19 protein-coding genes are annotated in these 22,086 nt (G+C 61.9%); 9 read left to right on the top strand and 10 right to left on the bottom strand.

What is annotated here, in order from left to right; translation table 11 throughout:
- Positions 1-16 precede the first annotated feature (16 nt).
- The 4 genes from WDB88_RS15580 to WDB88_RS15565 all read left to right on the top strand — a co-directional run bounded on the left by WDB88_RS15580 (position 17) and on the right by WDB88_RS15565 (position 5,074).
- On the top strand, positions 17-1,177 hold the full coding sequence (locus WDB88_RS15580; protein ID WP_339109945.1) for an iron-containing alcohol dehydrogenase: 1,161 nt from the start codon (positions 17-19) through the stop codon (positions 1,175-1,177).
- Between the two features lie 94 nt (positions 1,178-1,271).
- Positions 1,272-2,066 carry an N-acyl homoserine lactonase AttM gene (attM, locus tag WDB88_RS15575; protein ID WP_330629438.1) on the top strand — a complete coding sequence of 265 codons (795 nt, stop codon included), beginning with the start codon at positions 1,272-1,274 and terminating at the stop codon, positions 2,064-2,066.
- Between the two features lie 108 nt (positions 2,067-2,174).
- The gene (locus WDB88_RS15570) at positions 2,175-4,223 is read left to right on the top strand and encodes a 4Fe-4S binding protein (RefSeq protein ID WP_339109944.1); all 2,049 of its coding nucleotides are present in this window, start codon (positions 2,175-2,177) and stop codon (positions 4,221-4,223) included.
- Entirely contained in the window at positions 4,220-5,074 is an 855-nt protein-coding gene (locus tag WDB88_RS15565; RefSeq protein ID WP_330629436.1) for an FAD:protein FMN transferase, read from the top strand. Before WDB88_RS15570 ends, WDB88_RS15565 begins: the two co-directional genes overlap by 4 nt.
- Here the strand turns inward: WDB88_RS15565 and WDB88_RS15560 are convergent.
- From WDB88_RS15560 to WDB88_RS15530, 7 genes are all read right to left on the bottom strand, one after another.
- Positions 5,071-5,943, bottom strand: coding sequence for a transporter substrate-binding domain-containing protein (locus WDB88_RS15560; protein ID WP_339109943.1), 873 nt, complete (start codon positions 5,941-5,943; stop codon positions 5,071-5,073). The genes WDB88_RS15565 and WDB88_RS15560 overlap by 4 nt on opposite strands.
- A gap of 20 nt (positions 5,944-5,963) precedes the next feature.
- Positions 5,964-6,653, bottom strand: a complete 690-nt coding sequence (gene pedF / locus WDB88_RS15555) for a cytochrome c-550 PedF (RefSeq protein WP_330629435.1) — start codon at positions 6,651-6,653, stop codon at positions 5,964-5,966.
- Between the two features lie 193 nt (positions 6,654-6,846).
- Positions 6,847-7,635 carry an ABC transporter permease gene (locus tag WDB88_RS15550; protein ID WP_339109942.1) on the bottom strand — a complete coding sequence of 263 codons (789 nt, stop codon included), beginning with the start codon at positions 7,633-7,635 and terminating at the stop codon, positions 6,847-6,849.
- Positions 7,632-8,366, bottom strand: coding sequence for an ABC transporter ATP-binding protein (locus WDB88_RS15545; protein WP_330629433.1), 735 nt, complete (start codon positions 8,364-8,366; stop codon positions 7,632-7,634). Before WDB88_RS15545 ends, WDB88_RS15550 begins: the two co-directional genes overlap by 4 nt.
- Positions 8,347-8,793 (bottom strand): hypothetical protein, encoded by a 447-nt coding sequence (locus WDB88_RS15540; RefSeq protein WP_339109941.1) that lies wholly within the window; start codon positions 8,791-8,793, stop codon positions 8,347-8,349. The genes WDB88_RS15545 and WDB88_RS15540 overlap by 20 nt, the downstream gene beginning before the upstream one ends.
- A gap of 24 nt (positions 8,794-8,817) precedes the next feature.
- Entirely contained in the window at positions 8,818-9,798 is a 981-nt protein-coding gene (locus WDB88_RS15535; RefSeq protein WP_330629431.1) for a YVTN family beta-propeller repeat protein, read from the bottom strand.
- The gene (locus WDB88_RS15530) at positions 9,799-10,962 is read right to left on the bottom strand and encodes an ABC transporter substrate-binding protein (RefSeq protein WP_339109940.1); all 1,164 of its coding nucleotides are present in this window, start codon (positions 10,960-10,962) and stop codon (positions 9,799-9,801) included. It abuts the gene before it with no gap.
- Between the two features lie 115 nt (positions 10,963-11,077).
- Here WDB88_RS15530 and WDB88_RS15525 point away from each other — a divergent pair, with 115 nt between their 5' ends.
- The 5 genes from WDB88_RS15525 (at position 11,078) to katG (ending at position 17,254) form a co-directional block, all read left to right on the top strand.
- Positions 11,078-11,641, top strand: a complete 564-nt coding sequence (locus WDB88_RS15525) for a sel1 repeat family protein (protein WP_330629429.1) — start codon at positions 11,078-11,080, stop codon at positions 11,639-11,641.
- A 105-nt stretch (positions 11,642-11,746) separates the two neighbouring features.
- Positions 11,747-12,127 (top strand): c-type cytochrome, encoded by a 381-nt coding sequence (locus WDB88_RS15520; protein WP_339109939.1) that lies wholly within the window; start codon positions 11,747-11,749, stop codon positions 12,125-12,127.
- 139 nt (positions 12,128-12,266) lie between these two features.
- Positions 12,267-14,042 (top strand): PQQ-dependent methanol/ethanol family dehydrogenase, encoded by a 1,776-nt coding sequence (locus WDB88_RS15515; RefSeq protein WP_330629425.1) that lies wholly within the window; start codon positions 12,267-12,269, stop codon positions 14,040-14,042.
- Positions 14,043-14,277: 235 nt separating this feature from the next.
- Complete coding sequence (locus WDB88_RS15510; RefSeq protein ID WP_330629424.1) at positions 14,278-14,703, top strand: hypothetical protein; 426 nt, start codon at positions 14,278-14,280, stop codon at positions 14,701-14,703.
- A 244-nt stretch (positions 14,704-14,947) separates the two neighbouring features.
- Positions 14,948-17,254, top strand: coding sequence for a catalase/peroxidase HPI (katG, locus tag WDB88_RS15505; RefSeq protein ID WP_339109938.1), 2,307 nt, complete (start codon positions 14,948-14,950; stop codon positions 17,252-17,254).
- A gap of 79 nt (positions 17,255-17,333) precedes the next feature.
- Here katG and WDB88_RS15500 read toward each other — a convergent pair whose 3' ends face one another.
- From WDB88_RS15500 to WDB88_RS15490, 3 genes are all read right to left on the bottom strand, one after another.
- Positions 17,334-18,266 (bottom strand): glyoxylate/hydroxypyruvate reductase A, encoded by a 933-nt coding sequence (locus WDB88_RS15500; RefSeq protein ID WP_339109937.1) that lies wholly within the window; start codon positions 18,264-18,266, stop codon positions 17,334-17,336.
- A 75-nt stretch (positions 18,267-18,341) separates the two neighbouring features.
- Positions 18,342-19,361 (bottom strand): LLM class flavin-dependent oxidoreductase, encoded by a 1,020-nt coding sequence (locus WDB88_RS15495; protein ID WP_339109936.1) that lies wholly within the window; start codon positions 19,359-19,361, stop codon positions 18,342-18,344.
- A 116-nt stretch (positions 19,362-19,477) separates the two neighbouring features.
- Entirely contained in the window at positions 19,478-21,859 is a 2,382-nt protein-coding gene (locus tag WDB88_RS15490) for a nitrate- and nitrite sensing domain-containing protein (protein ID WP_339109935.1), read from the bottom strand.
- Between the last annotated feature and the right edge of the window lie 227 nt (positions 21,860-22,086).

The following is a 22,086-nucleotide window of genomic DNA, read 5'->3' as shown; positions in this document are numbered from 1 at the left end:
TGGGGAGGATAGCATTATGACACTTACACCCTTCAGTTTCTCGACGGTGGGCGACATCCATCTGGAATGGGGCGGTGCGACGAAACTGGGCGAGCTGCTTGGCAGCCGGTTTCCGGCGCGCAATCTCCTGCTGATCACGGATCGCGGGCTGGTCAATGCAGGGCTGGTCAGCCCGATCCGTGAGGCGCTCGAGGCCGCAGGCTTCCGTGTGACGCTGTTTGACGAGGTGGTGGCCGACCCGCCCGAGGCGATCGTGCGCGGCTGCACCGAGGCCGCACGGGCCGAAGGGGTGGATATCGTGCTGGGGCTGGGCGGTGGCTCGTCGCTGGATATCGCGAAGCTGGTCGCGGTGATGATCGGCTCGGATCAGGATCTGTCGCAGATGTATGGCATCGGCAATGTCACAGGCAGCCGCCTGCCGCTGGCGCTTGTGCCCACCACCGCAGGCACCGGATCCGAGGTCACCAATATCTCGATCATCACCACCGGCGAGACCACCAAGATGGGCGTCGTCTCGCGCCAGCTCTATGCCGATTTCGTGCTGCTGGATGCCGAGCTGACCGTGGGTCTGCCGCAGATCCATACCGCGGCCACGGGAATCGACGCGATGGTCCATGCGATCGAGGCCTATACCTCGAAGTTCAAGAAGAACCCGCTGTCGGATGCGCTGGCACGCGAGGCGCTGCGTCTTCTGGGCGGCAATCTGATTGCGGCCTGTCAGGACGGCACCAACCGCGAGGCGCGCGAGAACATGCTGCTGGGCGCGATGCTGGCAGGGCAGGCCTTCGCCAATTCGCCGGTGGCGGCGGTCCATGCGCTGGCCTATCCGCTGGGCGGGCATTACCACCTGCCGCACGGGCTGACCAATGCGCTGATGCTGGGGCCGGTCCTGCGCTATAACGCCAAGGTCGCCGCGCCGCTTTATGCCGAGCTGGCCGATGTGCTGGGTGTCGAGGGCACGGGCGATGCCGCCACCCGCTCGCAGGCCTTCGTGGACCATATGCTGAAGCTCATGGATGACAGCGGGGCGCCGCGCCGCCTGCGCGATGTGAAGGTCACCGATAACAGCCTTGCCATGCTGGCAAGTGACGCAATGAAACAGCAGCGCCTTCTGGTGAACAACCCTGTCGAAGTGACAGAGGAAGTCGCTCTCGAACTCTATCGCGAAGCGTACTGAGTGCTTGTTGCAGGCGGGACCTTTCCCACCTGCCGCAGGAAAGCCCCCGCTTGCGGGGGAGGGTAACGGCCATTTCTATCAAGGGGGTCTTAGAATGACCGATGATATTCGTCTTTACATGTTCCAGAGCGGGTCTCTGAAATGCAAGGTCCATAACATCAAGATGAACGAGGGCGCGGGGGCGGATTATGCCATTCCGGTGCCGTTCTTCCTGATCACCCATCCCAAGGGGCATACGATCATTGATGGCGGGAATGCGGTGGAATGTGCCACCGATCCGCGCGGTCACTGGGGCGGGATCTGTGATGTCTACTGGCCCGAGATGACAGCGCAAGAGGGCTGCGTTGCCCAGCTGGAAAAGATCGGTGTGAAGCCCGAGGATGTGAAATACGTCCTGCAGTCGCATCTGCATCTCGACCATACCGGTGCCATTGGTCGCTTCCCCAATGCCACCCATATCGTGCAGCGGTCCGAGTATGAATATGCCTATACGCCGGACTGGTTCGCGGCGGGCGGCTATATCCGCAAGGACTTCGACAAGCCGGGGCTTGATTGGCAGTTCCTCGAAGGCACGGCGGATGACCATTACGACATCTATGGCGATGGCGTTCTGAAGACCGTCTTCACGCCGGGCCATGCACCGGGGCACATGTCCTTCCTTGTGACCCTGCCGCATTCGGGGCCGATGCTGCTGACCGTCGATGCCGCCTATACGACCGACCACTGGGAAGAGCGCTCGTTGCCGGGTTTCCTTGCCTCGACGGTGGATGCCGTGCGTTCGGTCAAGAAGCTGCGGGTGCTGGCCGAGAAGACCGGCGCGACCGTGGTTACGGGGCATGACCCCGATGCATGGGCCAACTTCAAACAGGCCCCCGAGTTCTACGGCTGAAGCTCGCCCCGCCCCTGCGGCCTATGTCTCGGGGGCGGGGGTATTTGGGGCGCTAACCACCACCAAAGTCCTATATCCAATGGCTCTGAGCAGGGTCACAGTTTGCCTATGTGGCGTGCTCTGATCCTTCTCTTTTTTCTGGCGGGGCCGCTTTATGCGGCACCGTTGACCCGTGCGGATCTGGCCCCGATGGTCCTTGCGCCCTACGAACTGGGCGAGGCGGTCAATGATCGCGGCGTCTGGTCCTTGCGGAATTCCGGCGGCGGCGAGGCCGGATATGTTTTCGAGACCGCACCGCTTGCGCCTTTGCCGGGATTCTCCGGCGCACCGATCAATATGCTGGTGATGCTCGACCTTGAAGGGCGGTTTCTGAATGTCCGGCTGATCGCGCAGAACGAGCCGATCTTTGTCTCGGGCCTTGGCGAGGCCCCGTTTCGTGCCTTTCTGGAACAGTATCGCGGTCACTCGATCAACGAGCCGCTGGTTGTCGGCACGCCCTATGGCGCGGGGGGCGCGGCCTCCGATAATGTCTATCTGGACGGGGTGACCAAAGCCACGGCCTCGGTCCGGATCGCGCATGAATCCATCCTTGCCGCCACGCTGGCGGTGGCACGTGAAAAGATGCAAGGCGTGGGGGCAGGGCCTGCGCCCGAACCCGATCTGGCGCATGACGAGCCGCTGGCGTGGCGCAGCCTGATGGAGCAGGGGCTCGTCGGGCGGCTGCGCGTGGCGGAACCGGCGCTGGATGCAGCCTTCAAGGGGACGAAATGGGCCGATGATGGCGGCGATCTGGACCCAGCGCGCCCCTATATCGACCTCTATGTTATCGACCTTGGTCCGCCCGCGCTGGCGCGTGCGGTGCTGGCACAGGACAGTCTGGACGAGATCGCCGATGTGCGCGCCCGCGCCCCCGACGACGAGTTGTATCTGCTGATCGAGGCCGGACAGCACGGGCTGGTCTCGCCCGATTTCGTGCGCAATACCGCGCCCGACCGGATGACGGCCACGCAGGACGGGCTGCCCTTGGCGTTACGTGATGCCGATATTCTGCCCGAACTGGCCGAGGATCTGCCTGCCTCTTTGCAGGACGCGACAAAAATGGTGCTGCGTCTGGACCGCCGTCTGGGCTTTGACCCGACCCGCCCGTGGGAGCTGAGCCTGCAGGCCATCCGTCTGCACGGGATGCTGATGCCCGAGGCGGGGTCGGTGCATTTTCCGCTGGGCCTGCAGACGCCCGAGCGGTTCTTCCTGCGTCCCTCTCCGCCCGAACGGCTGAGCCCCTTTGCCGAGGCCCTGCGCAACCGCGCCCCCGATCTGTGGCTGCTGGCCGGATTTCTGGCGCTGCTGATGGCGGCGCTTCTGGCACAGTCGCGCCTTGCGGGGCTGCGGGCCTATACGCCCGTGCGTCTGGCGATACTGGCATTTGTGGTCGGGTTCGTGGGGTTCTGGGGGCAGGGGCAGCTCTCGATCGTGACGGTCATGGCGGTGGCGCGCGGGCTGGTGGCGGGCGGGCTTGAGGTGCTGCTCTATGATCCGTTCGGGCTGCTGGTCTGGGCGGCAGCAGGGGCGGGCTTCGTGCTCTGGGGGCGGGGGTTTTTCTGTGGCTGGCTTTGCCCCTTTGGTGCCTTGCAGGAATTTGCGCACCATCTGGGCCGCCTGTTGCATCTGCCCCGCATAGAGCCGCCCCCCAGCCTTGCCCGCGCCCTTCTCTGGAGCGGTCCTGTCGCCCTTGCGGGGCTGCTTGCCACGGCTTTCGTGGCCCCCCAGCATGCCGAGACCATAGCCGAGATCGAACCGTTCAAGACGGCGATCACCATGCATTTCGCGCGTCCTTGGCCCTATGCGCTTTGGGCTGCGGGGTGGCTTCTGGTGTCGATGGTCTGGTTCAAAGGCTTCTGCCGTTCGCTCTGCCCTCTGGGGGCCATGATGCGGATCGGCGGGTTTTTGCGCCTGCGGCAATGGATCCCGCGCAGGCCCGAATGCGGCAGCCCCTGTCAGCTTTGCCGGGTGCGCTGTGCCTATGGTGCGATCAGCCCGCAAGGCAAGATCCGTTATTCGGAATGTTTCCAATGTCTTGACTGCGTCAAAATCCATGACGACCCGACGCTCTGTGTGCCACTGGTGCTAGAGGCGAAACGCGCAAGGAGGCCTTCATGAAGCGGCGGCGGTTTCTTCGGATTGTGGCGGGAATGGCGCTTTGCGGCGGGGCCGTGCAGGCGCAGACATGGCAGGGGCGGGCCTTCGGGGCGGATCTGCAGATCACGGCGGCAGGCGCTCTGCCTCTGGCCCGCATCCGCGAGGAGATTGCGCAGATCGAGGCGGTGTTTTCGCTTTTTCGCCCGAGCGAGCTGCAAGAGCTGAACCAGCGCGGCAGGGTCGCGGGATCGGCGCGGCTGCGCACCGTCCTTCATGCCGCCCGACAGGTGCATGCACAGACGCAGGGCGCCTTTGACCCCAGTATCCAGCCGCTCTGGCGCGCATTGGCCGAGGGGGGCGACCCTGTGGCGGCCCGCGCGCTGATCGGCTTTGACCGGCTGCGGATGGGCGCGCATGTGCGCCTTGGCCCTGCACAGGCGCTGACATTGAACGGCATCGTGCAGGGCTATGCCGCCGACCGCGTGGCCGAGCTGTGCGCGCAGGCCGGTCTGGGCCGGTGTCTGGTGGATATGGGGGAATTCCGCGCCTTGGGCGGGCCGTTCCATATCGGGCTGGAAGATCCGCAGGCCGGACGTCTCGGACAGCGCAGCCTGAGCCGTGGCGCAATCGCGACCTCGTCGCCTGCGGCGCTCTGGCTGGCGGGGGGCAGTCATATCCTTGGTCCGGCGGGGCAGAAACCACATTGGTCGACGGTCAGTGTGGAAGGCCCGAGCGCGATGATCTGCGATGCGGCCTCGACGGCCTTCGTGCTGATGGACCGTCACGCGATATCGCGCGCGGCCAAGGGGCTTGGCCTGCGCGCGGTCTCTCTGGTGGATATGGACGGGAACCTTGAGACGTTTAGGGTCTAGCGTTCTGGCGGACGGAAATCGGCCCCGTAAGATTTGAAGATGGTCGCGATCCGCCCATCCTCCAGCCCCGCCGCAATCGCATCATCCACCGCATAGGCCAGCGGGCGGTGCTGCATCGACAGCGCGGCCCCCAAGGTCCAGCTATTGCGCGCAAGGCCCAGAAGCGGCGGTTCGTGCACGGCCTCGTCGGGTTGCAAAGCGGCGTCTATCTCGGCGCGCGGTCCCATGACGGCCATCACCTCGCCCGCCTCGAGCCCCCTCATCGCGGCTTGGGTCGAGGGGTAGCGGTGCACCTTATCCGCTGTGGCCCCATGCGCCACCGAGGTCAGGAAAAAGTCGGAGATCGAGTCGTTTTCCACCCCCACCGGATCATAGCGGAAGACCGGCGGCGTCGGGCCTTTGTCGGGGTAATCGGCGGGCTTATAGGCGATCGCCAGACGGTCCACGGCATATTGACCCGTGAAGACCACCTGATCGAAGCGGCAGGCATAAGCGACATCATAGGGCGCATGCAGCATCAGGTCAGAGACATGGCCACCCACAACCGCCCCGCGATAGACATAGTTCAGCAGATCTGCATCCAGCGTCTCGCCGGGGGTCACCATGCGGATGCGCGCTGTCACGCCCAGTTCCTGCGCGATCAGCTGCGCGATCTCCACATCGATTCCCTGCGGCTTGCCGCCGTCTTCCCAAGACCACGGCGCGAAATCCTCGTACATCGCGACCTCGATCCAGCCATCCTCCCGAATCCGGTCCAGATCGCGCCCGATATCGCGGGCGAAGGTGTTTTGCAGCTTCTGTTCGGGGGCGACGCCCTCGCAGGCCGCATATGACGCCAGCGGCCATGCCGCCAGCGCCAAGGCGATCATCAGGCTCCGCCCCCGCATCGTCATTGCGCCGCCGAAAGGCCGATGGTCAGCAGTTCGGCCGCGTGTTTCTGGCTGGCCGGATCGTCGGTCAGGGCCTCTGCCGCACGGCTGACAGCACTATCGGCCACCGGTGCGCCCGAGAAGGTCTGCACCTTGCTGGCGATCTCGACCAGTTCCTCGTGCACGGGGCCTGCATCGGCCTTGCCGGCCATCAGGTCATCGCGGATCTTGTGCAGCCGGTCGGAATAGGGTTCCAGCGCGTCATCCTCGGGGCGGGTCTCGATATAGGTGCGGATCGCCCATCCGGCTTTCTGGCCCAGCACTTCGCCGAACGCGGGCATCTTGGTGGTGCCGTCTTGCGTATAGCCGTGCTGGAACCGCTCGACGAACCATTCATCGCCATATTCCTCGGCCTCAAGGAAGCGCAGATCGGGGGCAAGACCTCCCGACACCGCCCCAAGCCCGTGGCAACGTGCGCAGTTCTGATTGAAACCGGAATCCCCGATCCGCACAGCGGCGCGCCAGACCTCTTCGCCCGCGGCGTCGGCGCGATAGGGGTTCTCGGTCAGCCATTCTTCTCCCACATCGGGCAGGGCGTCGGTATTGATCGGTTGCGGTGCCACATCGCCATGCGCAAACAGCTGCACAGGCGTCAGAATTCCGGCAAAGACGATTGCCGCAAGGCTGCGGCGGGTCCGGCTATCAAGCATTTCTCTCTCCCTCTTGATGGCTGCTCGTCAGCAGATAACGAGACAAGGGACGGCTCCTCCATCCGACCTTCGTCGCGTTTCACCTTATCCTGCCCGAGAGCGGCATCGGCGCGTATTGTCCAATGGTCTAATATGTAAACCGGCCCTTAAAAAAGGCGCGTCCCAAAGGGCTTGGCCCGACGGGACGCGGGGCCTAGCGCGCTTTGGGCGGGCGGGTTCTGGCCGGTTCGAATCCCCAGAGCGCTAATGCGAAAAACACGGCGGCGGCCCCTGCTACGACCCCGAAGGACATGGCCGCGAACTGGCCGTAAAGCGCGAAGCGGATCAGCTCGACGGCATGGGTGAACGGGTTCAGCCGGCAGATGGTAGCCAGAACCGGCGAGGCCTCCTGCATCTTCCACACCGGATAGAGGGCGGAGGACAGGAAGAACATCGGGAAGATCACGAAATTCATCACCCCTGCGAAATTTTCCAGCTGGCGGATGCGGGCGGACAGAAACAGCCCGAGCGCCCCCAGCATCAATCCTGCAAGCACCAGCGCAGGCAGCGCGGCCAGATATCCGAGCGGTGGCAGGTGGATACCATAGAGATAGGCAATGGCCAGAAAGGCCGCAACCTGGACCAGACCCACCAGGGCCCCCGCTACCAGCTTCGCGCCCAGCAGGAACCAGCGCGGCCAAGGGGCGGTCAGCATCAGCCGCATGGTGCCGCTCTCGCGGTCATTGACAAGGCTGAGCGAGCTTTGCATGGCCGAAAACAGCAAGATCATCCCGCAGAGGCCCGGCGCGATATAGGTCTCGTAGGTGATATAGGTGCGGTAGGGCGGAATGATCGACATGCCCAGAGCCGCGCGAAAGCCTGCCGCGAAGACGACCAGCCAGACCAGAGGCCGGACCAGAGCGGCAAAGAACCTCTCGCGCTGGGTCAGAAAGCGGGCAAGCTCGCGCGTCATGATCGCCGCCGCGGCGCGCAGCGCGCTCATTGGAGGGCTCCGGTGCGGCTCAGGAACCAGTCGGCCAGCGGCACCCCACCCCTGAGGCGGCCCACCTGCCCCTCTGCCGCAACCTGCCCGCGATGCAGGAGCACCATCGTATCCGTATCGCGCAATTCGTCCACCAGATGGGTGGCCCAGAGCACCGTAATGCCGCTGGAGGTCAGGTCATGCACATAGGCGGTGATTGCGGCGCGGGCGGGGGCGTCAAGCCCGACGGTCGGCTCATCCAGCAGCAGCAGTCCCGGACGGTGGATCAGCGCGCGGGCAATTTCCATGCGCCGCCTATGGCCCCCGTTCAGCTTGCCGACTTTCTCGCCTGCCCGCTCCGCCATGCCAAGGCGGGTGAGCGCCTCTTCGATACGGGTCTCGCTTTCGCTACGGCTGAGGCCCTGAAGCGCCGCGAAATAGCGCAGATTTGCCGCCACGCTCCGGTCCAGATCATGGGTGGGTTGCTGGAAAACGACGCCGATCCCCGCCAAGGCCCTGCGCGGCGCGCGCCCCATATCCGTGCCCGCCACCTCGACCACGCCCGGACGGGGCCGGATCAGCCCTGTCAGCACCGACATCAGGGTGGATTTCCCCGCCCCGTTCGGCCCCAGAAGGGCGCAGAAACATCCTGCGGGCAGGGTAAAGCCGACCCCGTCAAGGGCCAGCTTCGTTCCCCAGCGGTGGCTGAGTCCGCTGACCTTCAGCGCGGGGTTAGTCGATGGTGATGTCAAGCCGCTGATCCTCGCCCGACGAGCCGGGAATGGACAAAGCATAGCTTCCCGGCGTGACCGCCACAAAGGTGATTTTCATTGTGCCGGGTTCATCGAATTCTACCGAGTTGAGGCCGGTGGGGCGGACTTCCAGCCCTTCGACCACGACCTCGTCGATCCAGACAGCATGAAAGAAATCGGCCCCCGACAGGCCGATCTCGCCCGACCCGTCCGAGGTGATCTCGACGGTGTAATAGCGGCCCGATTTCAGATGCCACGGCCCGCCCAGAGGCTCGCCAACCGAGAGCATCACCTCGGGCAGTTTGTCGCGATTGCCTGCCGCCATCAGACCCGCGGGCGGACCGGCCTCGTTGTCATCATCGGCATCGGCAAAGGCGGTGGTGGCCGAAAGGGCGGCAATCACTAGGGCAGAAAGGAAATAACGCATGGAAAACTCCTGTATAGGCTTGGGTCAGTCTGCAATCGGCTGGGGAGGGGTGGGGCGGGCTGCGGCCCCCCAAGGGAAACGGCCCACCTTGATCGTGGCTTTCGGTTCCAATGTGGCGACATCGATCACCGTCACATCGCCCGAAACGCCATTGGTGGTGAACAGCAGGGTTTCATCGGGGGAATAGGCCAGATGCCAGACCCGCCGCCCGACCATCAGATATTGCTCGACCTCGAAGGTTTTTGCATCCACGACAGCCACATGGTTGGCGGGGCCCAAGGCGATGAACACCTTGGTCTTATCGGGCGAGAACAGCATCCCCACGGGTTGCAGTTTTTCCGAGCGCACACCCGCAATGGCAAAGCGGATCTTGCCCTTCTCGGTCTTGGTTGCGGTATCGAAGATGCTGACCGTGCCGCCGATTTCCGAGCTGACCCATAACTCGGACCCGTCGGGCGAGAATTCGGCATGGCGCGGGCGTGCATCCACTAGCGAGTTGGCGACGATCTGATGGGTCGCGGTATCGATCCAATGCGCCATATTGGTGGTTTCCGATGTGGTCACCTGCACCTTGCCATCGGGCGAGATGCCCATGCCCTCGGGTTCGATTCCGACATCGATCTGGGCCACCACACGGCGGGTCTGGGTATCGACGACGGTGGTCACGGCGTCGTTTTCATTGGCGATGTAAAGCAGCCGGTCATCGGGGGCGAGCACGAATTGCTCGGGGTCTTCCCCCGAGGGCAGGTCATGCAGGATCTTGCCCGTTTCGGGGTCCATCACCTGTACGGCGTCGCTATCGGAGGCGCAGATGTAAAGCCGCTTGAAATCGCGCGAGAAGGTGATGCCGCGCGGGCGTTCGCCCGTAGGATAGCTGCGCACCACCTCGAGGGTCTGGACATCGATCACGCTGACCGTGTCATCGGCCTCGTTGGTCACCCAGATCTCGTCGGCAAGGGCGGGGCTGGCCGCAAGGGCGGTCGTCAGGAACAGGATGCGCAGCATTCAGCCTCCAAAAGCTTTGCAGAGGGTTTCGGGACGGTCGGTGCCAAGGGTGTCCATCTCGTTGGCGTGATGGAGAAACCCCTCGAAGGGGGCGGTCGCGATGACCGCGCGCTCTGTGACCAGTGGCAGGGGCTGGCGCATCTGGCCATCCCACGGGCGGAAGGAAAGCGGCTGGCCCAGAAAGCCCGCGATCCGTGCCTTATCGGAGATCAGATAGTCGCGCAGGCTGCGCGGGTCACCGGCACCGGAGCGGGTGCGGGCATCCGACACAGCGGCCACCGCCACCCATGCCGCGTAATCGGCGGCGCGCATGTCGCGACCGCTGGCCATGCGGAACCGGTCCTGTAGCTGTGCGGCCCCGTTTTGCTCGACCACACCGGCCCAGCCAAGCGGCTGCAACCCCTCGGAGCCCGCAATCGGACGCGGCAGCCATGTGTTATAGGGCAGATAGCGCCCGAAATCGCCGCGTTCATCGGCCACCAGCAGGATGTCATGCTCGGGCAGATCCTGCATGAACAGCGGCACCTCGGCGGCGGCAGAACGGCGCATATCAGCGGTCAGGGGCCAGTCCTTCTCGCCAGCCAGGGCCAGTCCGAACTTGCCCAAGCTGGTCTTGAGCGCTTCGGCAAAGGCTTTGTCTTCGGGATGCGGGCCGGTGACAAGCGCCAGCTTCGTCCAGCGTTTGACCACCAGTGCCTGCGCCAGCGCATCGGTACGCATTGCGACGGAAGGGGTGCTGTGCAGGATATTGGCGCGGCATTGCGTGCCACGAAGCGGCATGTCCTCGGCGCTGGTATTGAAGATCAGCACATCCTTTGCCTCGGGCAGATCCGCCAGCGCCAAGAGGTCTTCCGCCGGAGCGCGCGTCACCAATATCTGTGCCCCCTCGGCCAGAATCTTTTTCGCGGCGGTCAGAAACGGTGCGTCCGGCGCCACACGGGTTTCGTGAAGCTGCCAGTCGATTCCCAGAAATTTTCCTGTCTTTGTAATGTCTTCAAGGCTCAATCGGGCACCTGCGACGCCCAGATCATCGGGGTCACCGGCTAGATTGGATAAAACGGGGGGTGGCGTGACCTGACGTTCAAGCCAGTCAAGGCGCAGCACCTCGGCCTGCGCCGAAGCACATGCCAACCATGCAACCGCCACGGTTGTTAAAAATTTCATGTCTCTCTCCCTGAGGACACTGCATCTGCTCGGGTGGGCGGATGCAATAGGACTAAGGTCTAGGGCCGGGGGGCGGTGCGCCGTGTTAGCCTGTTTTGTGTCAAGGGAGGAAACCATGATGGCAGGTTTGCACAGGGGCTGTCTGGCCCTGCTTCTTGGGTCGTTTCTGGCCTGTCCCGCGCTGGCGGATGCCTTGGCCGAGGAGCCGGGCGGCGACCTCAATCCGCCCGAGATGAGCCTGGACCGTGTGCTGCGTGATACCGCGCGGGGCGAGGTCACGATGATGAATTGCGCCTCGGGCTATTTCATGACGAAATCCGGCGATCATGCTGCGGCGCGCGAGGTCTTCGGCCTATGTGCCGAGCGTGGTTGGACAGGGGCTATGACGTGGATGAGTGCGCTGGAGGATAATGGTCTGGGCGCCGTGGAAGATCCGGCGGCTGCGGCCGAATGGGACCGGCGCGCGGCTGAAGCGGGCGATCCGGTCGGGCAGTTCAACCGTGGTCTGGATCTGCTGCGCGGTCGGGGAGGTGTGCGCGACATTGCTCAGGGACAGGCGATGATCGACCGTGCGGCGCGGGCGGGCCTGCCACAGGCCCAAGAGCTGCAGGGCGCGCACTATGATTGGCGCGCGGTGACCCCGGATGCCGACGAAGCGCGCTATCTGCCACAGGGATAACAGCCAGAATCGCGACCAAAGTCGTATGCGGCCATTGATATGGATCAACCGTGCCGACCTGCAGCAGACCTACTTTCGAGACGGGTAGAAAGTAGGAGAATTGTCATGAAAACAAGCCTTGTTCTGAGTGCAATACTGGCAGCCGCTTGCGTGCAGGTCGCGCAGGCCGACACTACGGAGCGGATCAAGATCGACGCGGGGCATCAGTTCTTCGAGGCGAATTGCCAGCGGTGCCATTCGGTCGATGCGGATCGGGCAAGCTATGGACCGCTGCTGGAGAAGGTCGTGGGGCGCAAGGCGGGAAGCTATGGCGATTACCCCTATTCCGACGCTTTGAAACAGGCGAATTTCGTCTGGACGCCAGGGGCGCTGCGGGCTTGGATGGAAGATAATGACGCCTTCATTCCAGGCACGAAAATGCGTCATGTCGGCATTGTCGATCCGACGGTTCAGGACTTTATCGTAACCTATCTGAACAGTCAGTAACCCTCATCAGGGGCATGCGTGACGTCTAAGTAAGACCAATGGACAATATCCGCCCGTGTGCCCCTGTCCAATACTTCGGGAATGTCTGATCCGCCCTCTTTTTCCGAGGTGCGGACAGGACGACAGGGAGGACTACGCAATGAACCGTTTCGTTTTGGCCGCAGTGCTGGCCATTTCCTGCGGCTGGGCTTTGGGAGACGCTCAAGCAGGGGTTACCGAGGAGGATCTTCGCGCGGATCAGCAGACGGTGGGCGATGTGCTCACCAACGGGATGGGGCGCAATTTGCAGCGTTTCAGCCCGCTGGAAACGCTGAACCGTGACAACGTGAAAAACCTCGTTCCGGCTTGGGCATTCAGCCTTGGCGGAGAAAAGCAGCGCGGGCAGGAGAGCCAGCCGATCGTCTATGACGGGGTGATGTATATCACCGGCTCCTATTCGCGCCTTTATGCGATTGATATCCATACCGGAAAAGAGCTGTGGCAATATGATGCCCGCCTTCCCGAGGGCATTCTGCCCTGCTGTGACGTGATCAATCGCGGTGCGGCCATCTATGGCGATAATATCTATTTCGGCACATTGGATGCGCGGATCGTGGCGCTTGACCGGAAAACCGGCGATGTCGTCTGGAACAAGAAAATCGCCAATTACAAAGAGGGGTACAGCTATACCGCCGCGCCGCTGATCGTAAACGGGCTTGTCATCACCGGCAATTCGGGCGGTGAATTCGGGATCGTGGGCGAGGTGCAGGCGCGCGATGCGGAAACCGGCGAGCTGGTCTGGACCCGTCCGGTGATCGAAGGCCATATGGGCACGCTCAATGGCGAACCCTCGACCATGACCGGCGAGCTGAACGCGACCTGGCCGGGCGATATGTGGAAAACCGGTGGCGGGGCAACATGGCTGGGTGGCTCTTATGACGCCGATACCGATACGCTGATCTTCGGCACCGGTAACCCCGCGCCGTGGAACAGCCACCTGCGCAATGCGGGCACCCCCGTTGAGGGCAATAAGGGCGACAACCTCTACGCGGCGTCCCGCCTCGGCATCGACCCCAAGACCGGCGAGATCAAGTGGCACTTCCAGTCCACCCCGCGTGAAGGCTGGGATTTCGACGGTGTGAACGAGGTCGTGGGCTTTGTCGATAAGGATGGCAACAAGCGCTATGCGACCGCCGACCGGAACGGCTTCTTCTACATCCTCAACCGCGAAGACGGCAAATTCGTCGCGGCTTATCCTTTTGTGAAGGATATCTCTTGGGCCAGCGGGATCGATGAGACCGGTCGCCCGATCTATAACGAGCAGAATCGCCCCGGTGCGCCGGATACGGCCTCCGAGGATGGCAAGGGCCAGCAGGTCTTCTCGGTGCCCAGTTTCCTTGGGGGCAAGAACTGGATGCCGATGGCGTATAGCCAGCAGACAGGCCTGTTCTATGTGCCCTCCAACGAATGGGGCATGGATATCTGGAACGAGCCGATTTCCTACAAGAAAGGCGCGGCCTATCTTGGGGCAGGCTTCACCATCAAGCCGCTTTTCGAAAGCTATATCGGTTCGCTGAAAGCGATGGACCCGAATACTGGCGAGGTGAAATGGGAATATAAGAACTCTGCACCGCTCTGGGGCGGGGTGATGTCCACGGCGGGTGGCCTTGTCTTTACTGGCAACCCCGAAGGCGAATTCATGGCCTTCGACGCCGAGACCGGTGACAAGCTTTGGTCCTTCCAGACCGGTTCGGGCATTGTTGGCCAGCCGATCACCTGGGAGCAGGATGGCGAGCAATATGTCTCGGTGATTTCCGGCTGGGGGGGCGCCGTGCCGCTTTGGGGTGGTGAGGTTGCCAAGCGTGTGAACTACCTCAATCAAGGTGGCACCGTCTGGACCTTCCGTCTGCCCAAGCAAATGGCCGACGCCAAATAATCCACGCCTATGCGATGGCTTTCGCCGCGCCCGGGGGCAACCTCGGGCGCGTTTTCATGCGCGACAGGGGAAAAAGCCCGAAAACCGATATGTGCATATATAAACGCTTAGCGTGCTAATTTTGTATATTTAACATTCGGAGGAACACTCCTAGATAAGTCTTCAGAAAGAAACACAGCAGATCGCCCGCTTCACTCAGGGTGCTGACGATTTGCGGATCACTTGGAGATTGATCATGAAAAATATCGTTATTGCCGCAGTTGTCGCCCTTACCGCCAGTGCAGGGATCGCGTCCGCCGAGGGGGCAGGCCATGCCCAACTGGCGCAACAGCTTGGTCTGAACGGGGCCGACTTCACCACCGCCGAGTTGACCTCGATCGACGAGGCCCGCCGCGACGGCGACAACAGCACCGTGAACTACTTCCTCAACCACGATAACCGTGTCGCGGCTCCTGCGCAGGAAGTGTCTGCCGGTAAAGCACAGCTGGCTGCGCAGCTTGGCGTTGACCCGAGCAAATACACGCTGGCCGAGCTGGTGACGGTGGATAGCGATCTGCGTGACCACAACGCACAAGACGCGGCCTTCATCCTGTCGGGCGATGCCCGTCACGAAGTTACGCCGCTGCCGGTTCCCTATTTGGGCCAAGGCCGGGACCAATAAGGCCTTAGGTCCACACGCTGCACATCAGGAGATGTGCATCTCCAGTGAAGAAGGGCGGTCTGCTTGCAGGCCGTCCTTTTTCAGTTTTGCCGTGGCGTCATTTGCGTGGATCGCGGGGCGAGGGTGAATTTCCTCGGCCCTCTATGAAACTGATCGGGCTCTCGGGTGTTGGAACAGTAGCAAAGGCTCTGGCGCAGTTTCGGGTGCGGTTCGGGGCCAAGTCACTGTGCAAGGAGACCCCCCCATGAAAGACCACGATGGCGCAACCCAAGGCGCTTGCCCGTTTCGCGGAACCCGTATCGGGGGGGCAATCGGCTCCGAGCCGCAACTGGATCACTGGTGGCCCAACCGGCTGAAAGTGGAGCTTCTGCATCAGAATCCGGTGCAGGCCAACCCGCTTGGACCGGACTATGATTACGCCGAAGCGATCAAGGATCTGGATATTGCCGCGCTCAAGGCCGACCTGCGCGCGCTTTTGCATAGTTCGAAAGACTGGTGGCCTTCGGATTACGGGCATTACGGGCCGCAAATGGTGCGTATGGCGTGGCACTCGGCGGGCACCTATCGCATCGCCGACGGGCGTGGCGGTTCGGCCGAAGGGATGCAGCGTTTCGCGCCGATCAATTCGTGGTGGGACAATGGCAATACCGATAAATCCCGCCGTCTTCTATTGCCGATCAAGCAGAAATATGGGGCAAAACTGAGCTGGGCCGACCTGATGATGCTGGCCGGCACGCTTGCGTTAGAAGATATGGGCCTGCCGATCCAAGGCTTTGCCTTTGGTCGCGTGGATGCGTGGGAAGCAGATCGCGCCACATATTGGGGCCCCGAGGGGTGGAACGGCAAGCGTCCTTCGGAGGTCGGGCAAGGTCCGCTGGAAGGCCATCCGAACCAGATGGTCACCCGTGACCTGCGTTGGGAAGGGGATGTCCGGTCTGATCATTATGATCTCGAAGCGCCGTTGGCCAATGCCAATCAGGCCCTGATCTATGTCGATCCCGAAGGCCCCAATGGCAACGGGAATGCGCAAGACAGCGCCCGCGATATCCGCGAGACCTTTGCCCGCATGGCGATGAATGACGAAGAGACCGTTGCCCTGATTGCGGGCGGGCATGCTTTCGGGAAATCGCACGGGATGGTTAGCGCCGATGAAATCGGTCCTGCGCCGGAAGGGGCGCCGATTCAGGCGCAGGGTCTGGGCTGGCAAAACCCCGAAGGCCTCGGGTTTGCGCAATATACCATGACCAACGGGATCGAGGGCAGCTGGACCCCCGACCCCACGATGTGGGACAATTCCTATCTGGAAAACCTGTTCAAATATGAATGGAAGCAGGAGACATCTCCGGCGGGGGCCGTGCAATGGACCCCCGAAGACCCCGACGCGCCGAAAACGCCTGATGCGCATGTCGAGGGCCAGATGAATCCGCTGATGATGATGACATCGGATCTGGCGCTGAAGGTCGATCCCGAATACCGCAAGATCTGCGAGCGCTTTCTGGCGGATTTCGACTATTTCACCGATTGCTTCTCGAAGGCGTGGCACAAGCTGATCCACCGCGATCTGGGGCCGACCTCGCGCTGGCTCGGGCCGGAGATCGGCGGCACGTTCATCTGGCAGGACCCGACGCCCGAGGCAGAGTATCCGCCGATCAGCGAGGCCGATATTGCAGAGCTGAAAAAGACCTGCCTGACGACCGGAATTCCGCTGCGCGAGCTGATTGCTACGGCATGGGCTTCGGCCTCGACCTATCGCGATACCGACAAACGCGGAGGTGCCAACGGCGCGCGCATCCGCCTTGCGCCACAAAAGGATTGGGCGGTGAACAATCCCGCCCAACTCTCGCGGGTGCTGTCCGCATTGGAACAGGTAAAGTCCGACTTTGACGCCAAGGGGGCGGCCAAGGTTTCGATGGCCGATCTGATTGTTCTGGCAGGTTGTGCGGCCGTTGAAGCTGCGGCCAAGGCTGCGGGGCATGACGTTTGCGTGCCCTTCGTGGCGGGACGCACGGATGCCAGCGACGAATGGACCGATGCCGAGACCTTCGACTGGTTGCTGCCCGTGGTGGACGGGTTCCGCAATTACCGGCATCCGGGCATCCGCTATCAGGTTCCGGCAGAGCAGCTCTTCCTTGATCAGGCCGCAAAACTTGCGCTGACCGCGCCGGAATGGACGGCACTGGCCGGTGGGCTACGGGCGCTTGACCAGAATTATGATGGGTCGGAAACGGGGATCTTTACCCAGCGGAAGGGTCAGTTGACCAATGATTATTTCCGTGTGCTGGTATCGATGGACTATGCATGGCACCCGCAGGACGGTGAAGAGATGTTCGATATCCGACCGCGTGCGGGAGAGGGGGCATCCTATACCGCCTCGCGTTGCGATCTGGTTTTCGGCTCCAATAGCGAGCTGCGCCAACTGGCCGAATATTATGCCGCAGATGATGGCGAGGCCTATCTGGTGCGCGATTTCGTGAAAGCCTGGCACAAAGTGATGATGCTTGACCGTTTTGACGTTGCAAAAGAGCGCCGTCGGGCGATGGCGCTATGCTAAGCTTCTGAATCTTCCGCCATGTTGAAAATGCAGAGGAAACGGGCGCGAGGGTTTCGCGCCCGTTTTCCCTCAGCGGGAGTTAATAACCGCGCTGCATATCGGCCATATCGCCGCAGCGCCCGTCTTTGGCAAACTGGCGGATATTTTCGGCAATGATCCGGCTGCCTGTATCGGGATCGACCTGCGAGGCGATATGCGGCGTGACCGTCACATTGGGATGCGTCCAGAAAGGATGCTCTTCGGGCAGCGGCTCGATAGGGAAGGCATCAAGGATCGCATGGGCAATCTGCCCGTTGTCCAATGCGGCCAGCAGATCGGCCTCGTGCAAGTGATCGCCGCGCCCGCAATTCACCAGACAGGCCCCCTTTGGCAGGGCCTGAAATAGCGAAGCGTCCAGAATATGGCGGGTTTCGGGGGTGAGTGGCAGAAGATTTACTACGATTTCACAATCTTGCAGGAATCTCTTCAGGCCTTCGGGGCCGTGATGGCACGTCACTTGGGCGATATCCTTGGGGCTGCGGGCCCAACCTCTGGTCTCGAAGCCGATCTGCGCCAGCAGCGCTGCCGCCGCTGCACCCAGATTGCCAAGGCCAAGAATGCCGACTTTGCGCTGACCTGCGACCGGCGCCACAATCGGTGCCCATTTTGCCTGCTGCGCGCTGGCCAGCATTTCGGGCATGCCGCGATGGAGATTGAGCACCTGCATCGCCACATATTCCCGCATACGCTGGGTGAGATCCGACCCGATCGTGCGAATGACAGGGATCTGGCGCGGCAGTTCGGGATCTGCGGCAAGATGATCGACCCCCGCGGCCAGCGACACAATCGCCCTCAGGTTTGGCAGGCCAGCCAGAAAGCCGTGGGCAGGTTGCCATACCGCGGCATATTCCACCTGCGCCGCGTCGAACGGCTCATGGCCTGAAACCACCTCGGCCTCGGGCAGAACGGTCTGCAGCCGCGCCACCCATTTGGCACTGGTTTTCGGGCTTGGAAGATAGACGACGATGCTCATAGTGATCCCTGCTGTGGTATTTTCGCCGGATCAGAGCAAGAAAACCGCGCCAAGGCAAGGCGCGGTTTAAGGTGGTTAACGCCAACCCAATGCGGGCGCGACATGGGTCAGAAGGCTTTCAAGCACATGGGTGTTGTAATCAACCCCCAGCATATTGGGCACGGTGAGCAGCAGCGTATCGGCTTCGGCAATCGCCTCGTCCTGCCGCAGCTGGTCAATCAAGCGGTCCGGCTCATCCGCATAGCCCCTGCCGAATACAGAACGGGTCTGGTCGATAATGCCGATCTGGTCCTGATCTTTCGAGCCGTTCCCGAAATACATCCGGTCCTGATCGTTCATCAGCGCAAAGATCGAGCGCGAGACAGAGACCCGTGGCGCATGACTATGGCCGGCCTCTTTCCACGCGGCCCGATAGGCGCGGATCTGCTTGGCTTGCTGGATGTGGAAGGCCTCGCCCGTCTCGTCATCCTTGAGCGTCGAGCTTTGCAGGTTCATCCCCAGTTTCGCAGCCCATTCGGCGGTGGCATTGGAACCCGCCCCCCACCAGATACGGTTGCGCAAGCCCGGACTTTGCGGTTCCAGCCGTAGTAGGCCCGGCGGATTGGGGAACATCGGGCGGGGATTGGGCTGGGCGAAGCCTTCCCCTTCGATCATCTGCAAGAAAACCTGCGTATGACGGCGCGCCATATCGGCAGGGGTCTCGCCTTCGGCGGGCTGATAGCCGAAATGCCGCCAGCCATCAATGACCTGCTCGGGCGAGCCGCGCGAGATGCCCAGTTGCAACCTGCCGCCCGCGATCAGGTCGGCACTTCCGGCATCTTCGACCATATAGAGCGGGTTTTCATAGCGCATGTCGATGACGCCGGTGCCGATCTCGATGCTGGTGGTGCGGGCACCGACCGCCGCCAGAAGCGGAAAGGGAGAGGCCAGTTGACGGGCATAGTGGTGCACGCGGAAATAGGCACCATCCAGCCCCATCTGCTCTGCCGCGACAGCCAGATCGATGGATTGCAACAGGACATCCGACGCCGAGCGGACTTGCGAGCCGCGGTCGTTCGCCCAATGTCCGAAAGAGAGAAAGCCGATCTTTTTCATACGAGTGATCCTTCCGTTTCCCCTGCATGTAGGCGCGCGCAGGGCGGTGCCGCAAGGTTGCCGGATGTTCTCTCAGGCGCAGCCGATGTGCAAAGCGGGAACTGCGTTTTTCGCGCCTAGCTGGCCAGACGTTCGGGCGGGGCGAAAAATTCGACATCTCCGGGATCAATCTGGAAGGTGCCGATTTCCGCAGCAAGAGCCTCCGTTTCCGTCCGCAAGGTCGCGATGGCGGCATTGGTTTCTTCGAACATGGCGGCATTTTTCTGTGTGGTCTGATCCAGTTCCAGGGTCGCGCCGGAGATTTCATTGATGCCGATCGTCGTCTCCCGCGTGGCCGTCACGATGCTCTCGATCCGGCTACGGATGTCATGTACACCGCTGACGATATCCGCCAAGGCCGATCCGGTGGAGTTCACCATGGAGACGCCGCGCTGGACATCCGTGCCCGAGGTCGAAATCATGTTGCTGATCTCTTGCGAGGCATCAGCCGACCGCTGCGCCAACGCCCGCACCTCCGAGGCGACAACCGCAAAACCGCGTCCCGCCTCTCCCGCGCGTGCGGCTTCTACCCCCGCATTGAGCGCCAGCAGATTGGTCTGGAAAGCAATATCGTCAATGACCTGCAAGACGCGTTCGATCTGTGCAGACGAGCTTTCGATACTGTCCATTGCCGCGATTGCATTGACCACGATCTGGTGTCCGCGCTCGGCACGTTCGCTGATATCGCCAATGGTCTTCTGGGCCTCGTCAAGCGCTCGCGACGAGCTGGTGACCGAGGCGGACATCTCTGTCAGGGCCGAAGTCGTCTCTTCCAGAACGGCGGCATTCTTCTCCGATCGGCGCGCCAGATCGGCAGAGGCATCCGCGATTTCCTGCGTCGAGCTTTCGATGCGCTGCGAGGACGCGGAGATGGTCTGCATGGTCATCGAAAGGGCATTGGCGGCCTGATTGCTGGATTGCGCGACACGATGGAAGCTGCCGCGCAACGTATCGGGCATGCGATAGGTGAAATTGCCCTGTGCGAAGCTCCGCATCGAGGTTTCGACCTCGGTCATGCCCTGTTCGACGCAGCTGCCGATCTCGTTCAGGCCCTTGCAGAGTTCGGCCATCAGGCCCGTTTTGCCTTGGAGCGGAATGCGCTTGGTGAAGTCGCCTCTGGCGCAGGCCGTGACAACCTCGTTGATTTCTTCGGCAATCGCTTCATCTTCGGCCTGTTTCGCTGCGGCATGGGCAAGCTGTTGCTCTGCCGCAAGCTTTTCCTGCTCCAGAAGATGCTCGGCATGCTCCCGCTCCGAGAGTTCGCGCATCTGGGTCTCTTTGGCATGGGCCTCTTCCTGTCGCCGCGCGCGCAGGATGCTTTGACGGAAGGCTTCGATGGCGTCGTTGATCCGACCGAATTCGAGAATGGTCGTCTCCGGCATCTCGCTATCCATCTGACCGGTTGCCATCTGGGTCGCCCGTTGCGAGATATGGCCGACTTCCTGCGCCATTTTTGTGGAAATGCGGCGTGCGAGAAGCAGGATCATGCCACAGGCTCCAAACATCGCCACGATATTCAGCGCCAAGAGAACCGTTTGATGCCGGACAAACTCTTTTGCAGAGGCCATGATATCCGCAGAAATTCCGTCCTCGAAGGTCTTCAGCATGCCGATACGTTTTGTCGTGGCATCAAAGAACTCCTGCGCGGTCACGCCCTGGGTGCTTCGGGTTTCGGGATAGGCAAAGGCGATGTCGCGCAGACGCGCGACATCTGTGAATTCGGGGCTGTGTTCCAGCGTGTCCAGCTCGGCGGCTTGTGCCTGAGAAGAAAAATCGCGGAAAAACTCCAGGCCCATATCCTGCTGTGACACCAGTTTGTAAAGCGAGGCCAGTCGGGCCATGTCGAAGCTGCCCAAGGCAAAGCCGCCCGCACCAATGGCCCGTTCGATGCCGGCGCGTTCTTTTGTGGCCATGAAAGAGGTCAATGCCCCGAGCTTTTTGGCCAGCTCTGCGCTGATCGCCAGTTTGGAAAGCTGGCCGATGATGTTGATCGCATCCGCATTGATCGTTGTATAATGGCCAAGCGCTTCGGGTATGGGGAGTGTCAGGCTATCGACCTGCGCGCGGATCTTTGCACGTTGCGCGATTTGCGCCTGAAGATTGGCATAGCTTGCCGCCAGACGCGGGGTGAAGGTGCCGGCGAGGCGGTCGCCCATCTGTGTGAACGCTTTAAGGCGTTGATCCGTCTGGCCGCGCTGCGCTGCCAGCTCGTCTTTGAACAGGCTACCCTCGCTGCTGAGAAAGACGCTCGTCGCGCCCCGTTCCTTTTGCTGCTCGTGCACGAGATTGGACAGGGAGGACGCGAATTCCATGAGGGCGCTCAGGTTTCTGGCTTTTTGGCTGCTGGAAATCCGCTCGAAAATCATGAGTCCGGAAAGCAGGATCACGGCGAGAAGCGGGAGAACAAGCAGGCGCGAGATCTTCTGTTTCAAAGAGACATGGCGTTTCGGAGCTGACATCTGCGGATCACCTTTATTGGAGTGCTGTCAGCATTAGGCGCGATATATTAAAGTCCTCTTTCCCGCGCCGCGTGTATCAAAATGCCTCCGATTGCAGCATATTCCCCCTAAGCATTTGGAATAGAATGCAGCTTCGGGGGCTAATTTTGCTGCATCCGCGAGAGAAGCTAAAATGCAATTTATTATGTGATGCCGGCTTGGGTTGCCATATCCGGCCTGTCTTCCGG

It is taken from the genome of Thioclava sp. GXIMD4216, assembly GCF_037949285.1.
Lineage (GTDB): Bacteria > Pseudomonadota > Alphaproteobacteria > Rhodobacterales > Rhodobacteraceae > Thioclava > Thioclava litoralis.
This window is presented reverse-complemented; position numbering and strand designations above follow the sequence as displayed.

Excerpts from the sequence above, each read along its gene's own strand:
- katG (WP_339109938.1), top strand. The coding sequence starts at position 14,948 with ATGAAAGACCACGATGGCGCAACCCAAGGCGCTTGCCCGTTTCGCGGA.
- attM (WP_330629438.1), top strand. The coding sequence starts at position 1,272 with ATGACCGATGATATTCGTCTTTACATGTTCCAGAGCGGGTCTCTGAAA.
- WDB88_RS15550 (WP_339109942.1), bottom strand. The coding sequence starts at position 7,635 with ATGAGCGCGCTGCGCGCCGCGGCGGCGATCATGACGCGCGAGCTTGCC.
- WDB88_RS15495 (WP_339109936.1), bottom strand. The coding sequence starts at position 19,361 with ATGAAAAAGATCGGCTTTCTCTCTTTCGGACATTGGGCGAACGACCGC.
- WDB88_RS15490 (WP_339109935.1), bottom strand. The coding sequence starts at position 21,859 with ATGTCAGCTCCGAAACGCCATGTCTCTTTGAAACAGAAGATCTCGCGC.
- WDB88_RS15515 (WP_330629425.1), top strand. The coding sequence starts at position 12,267 with ATGAACCGTTTCGTTTTGGCCGCAGTGCTGGCCATTTCCTGCGGCTGG.
- WDB88_RS15565 (WP_330629436.1), top strand. The coding sequence starts at position 4,220 with ATGAAGCGGCGGCGGTTTCTTCGGATTGTGGCGGGAATGGCGCTTTGC.
- WDB88_RS15580 (WP_339109945.1), top strand. The coding sequence starts at position 17 with ATGACACTTACACCCTTCAGTTTCTCGACGGTGGGCGACATCCATCTG.
- WDB88_RS15540 (WP_339109941.1), bottom strand. The coding sequence starts at position 8,793 with ATGCGTTATTTCCTTTCTGCCCTAGTGATTGCCGCCCTTTCGGCCACC.
- pedF (WP_330629435.1), bottom strand. The coding sequence starts at position 6,653 with ATGCTTGATAGCCGGACCCGCCGCAGCCTTGCGGCAATCGTCTTTGCC.
- WDB88_RS15570 (WP_339109944.1), top strand. The coding sequence starts at position 2,175 with ATGTGGCGTGCTCTGATCCTTCTCTTTTTTCTGGCGGGGCCGCTTTAT.
- WDB88_RS15560 (WP_339109943.1), bottom strand. The coding sequence starts at position 5,943 with ATGATCGCCTTGGCGCTGGCGGCATGGCCGCTGGCGTCATATGCGGCC.
- WDB88_RS15525 (WP_330629429.1), top strand. The coding sequence starts at position 11,078 with ATGATGGCAGGTTTGCACAGGGGCTGTCTGGCCCTGCTTCTTGGGTCG.
- WDB88_RS15530 (WP_339109940.1), bottom strand. The coding sequence starts at position 10,962 with ATGAAATTTTTAACAACCGTGGCGGTTGCATGGTTGGCATGTGCTTCG.
- WDB88_RS15520 (WP_339109939.1), top strand. The coding sequence starts at position 11,747 with ATGAAAACAAGCCTTGTTCTGAGTGCAATACTGGCAGCCGCTTGCGTG.
- WDB88_RS15500 (WP_339109937.1), bottom strand. The coding sequence starts at position 18,266 with ATGAGCATCGTCGTCTATCTTCCAAGCCCGAAAACCAGTGCCAAATGG.
- WDB88_RS15510 (WP_330629424.1), top strand. The coding sequence starts at position 14,278 with ATGAAAAATATCGTTATTGCCGCAGTTGTCGCCCTTACCGCCAGTGCA.
- WDB88_RS15535 (WP_330629431.1), bottom strand. The coding sequence starts at position 9,798 with ATGCTGCGCATCCTGTTCCTGACGACCGCCCTTGCGGCCAGCCCCGCC.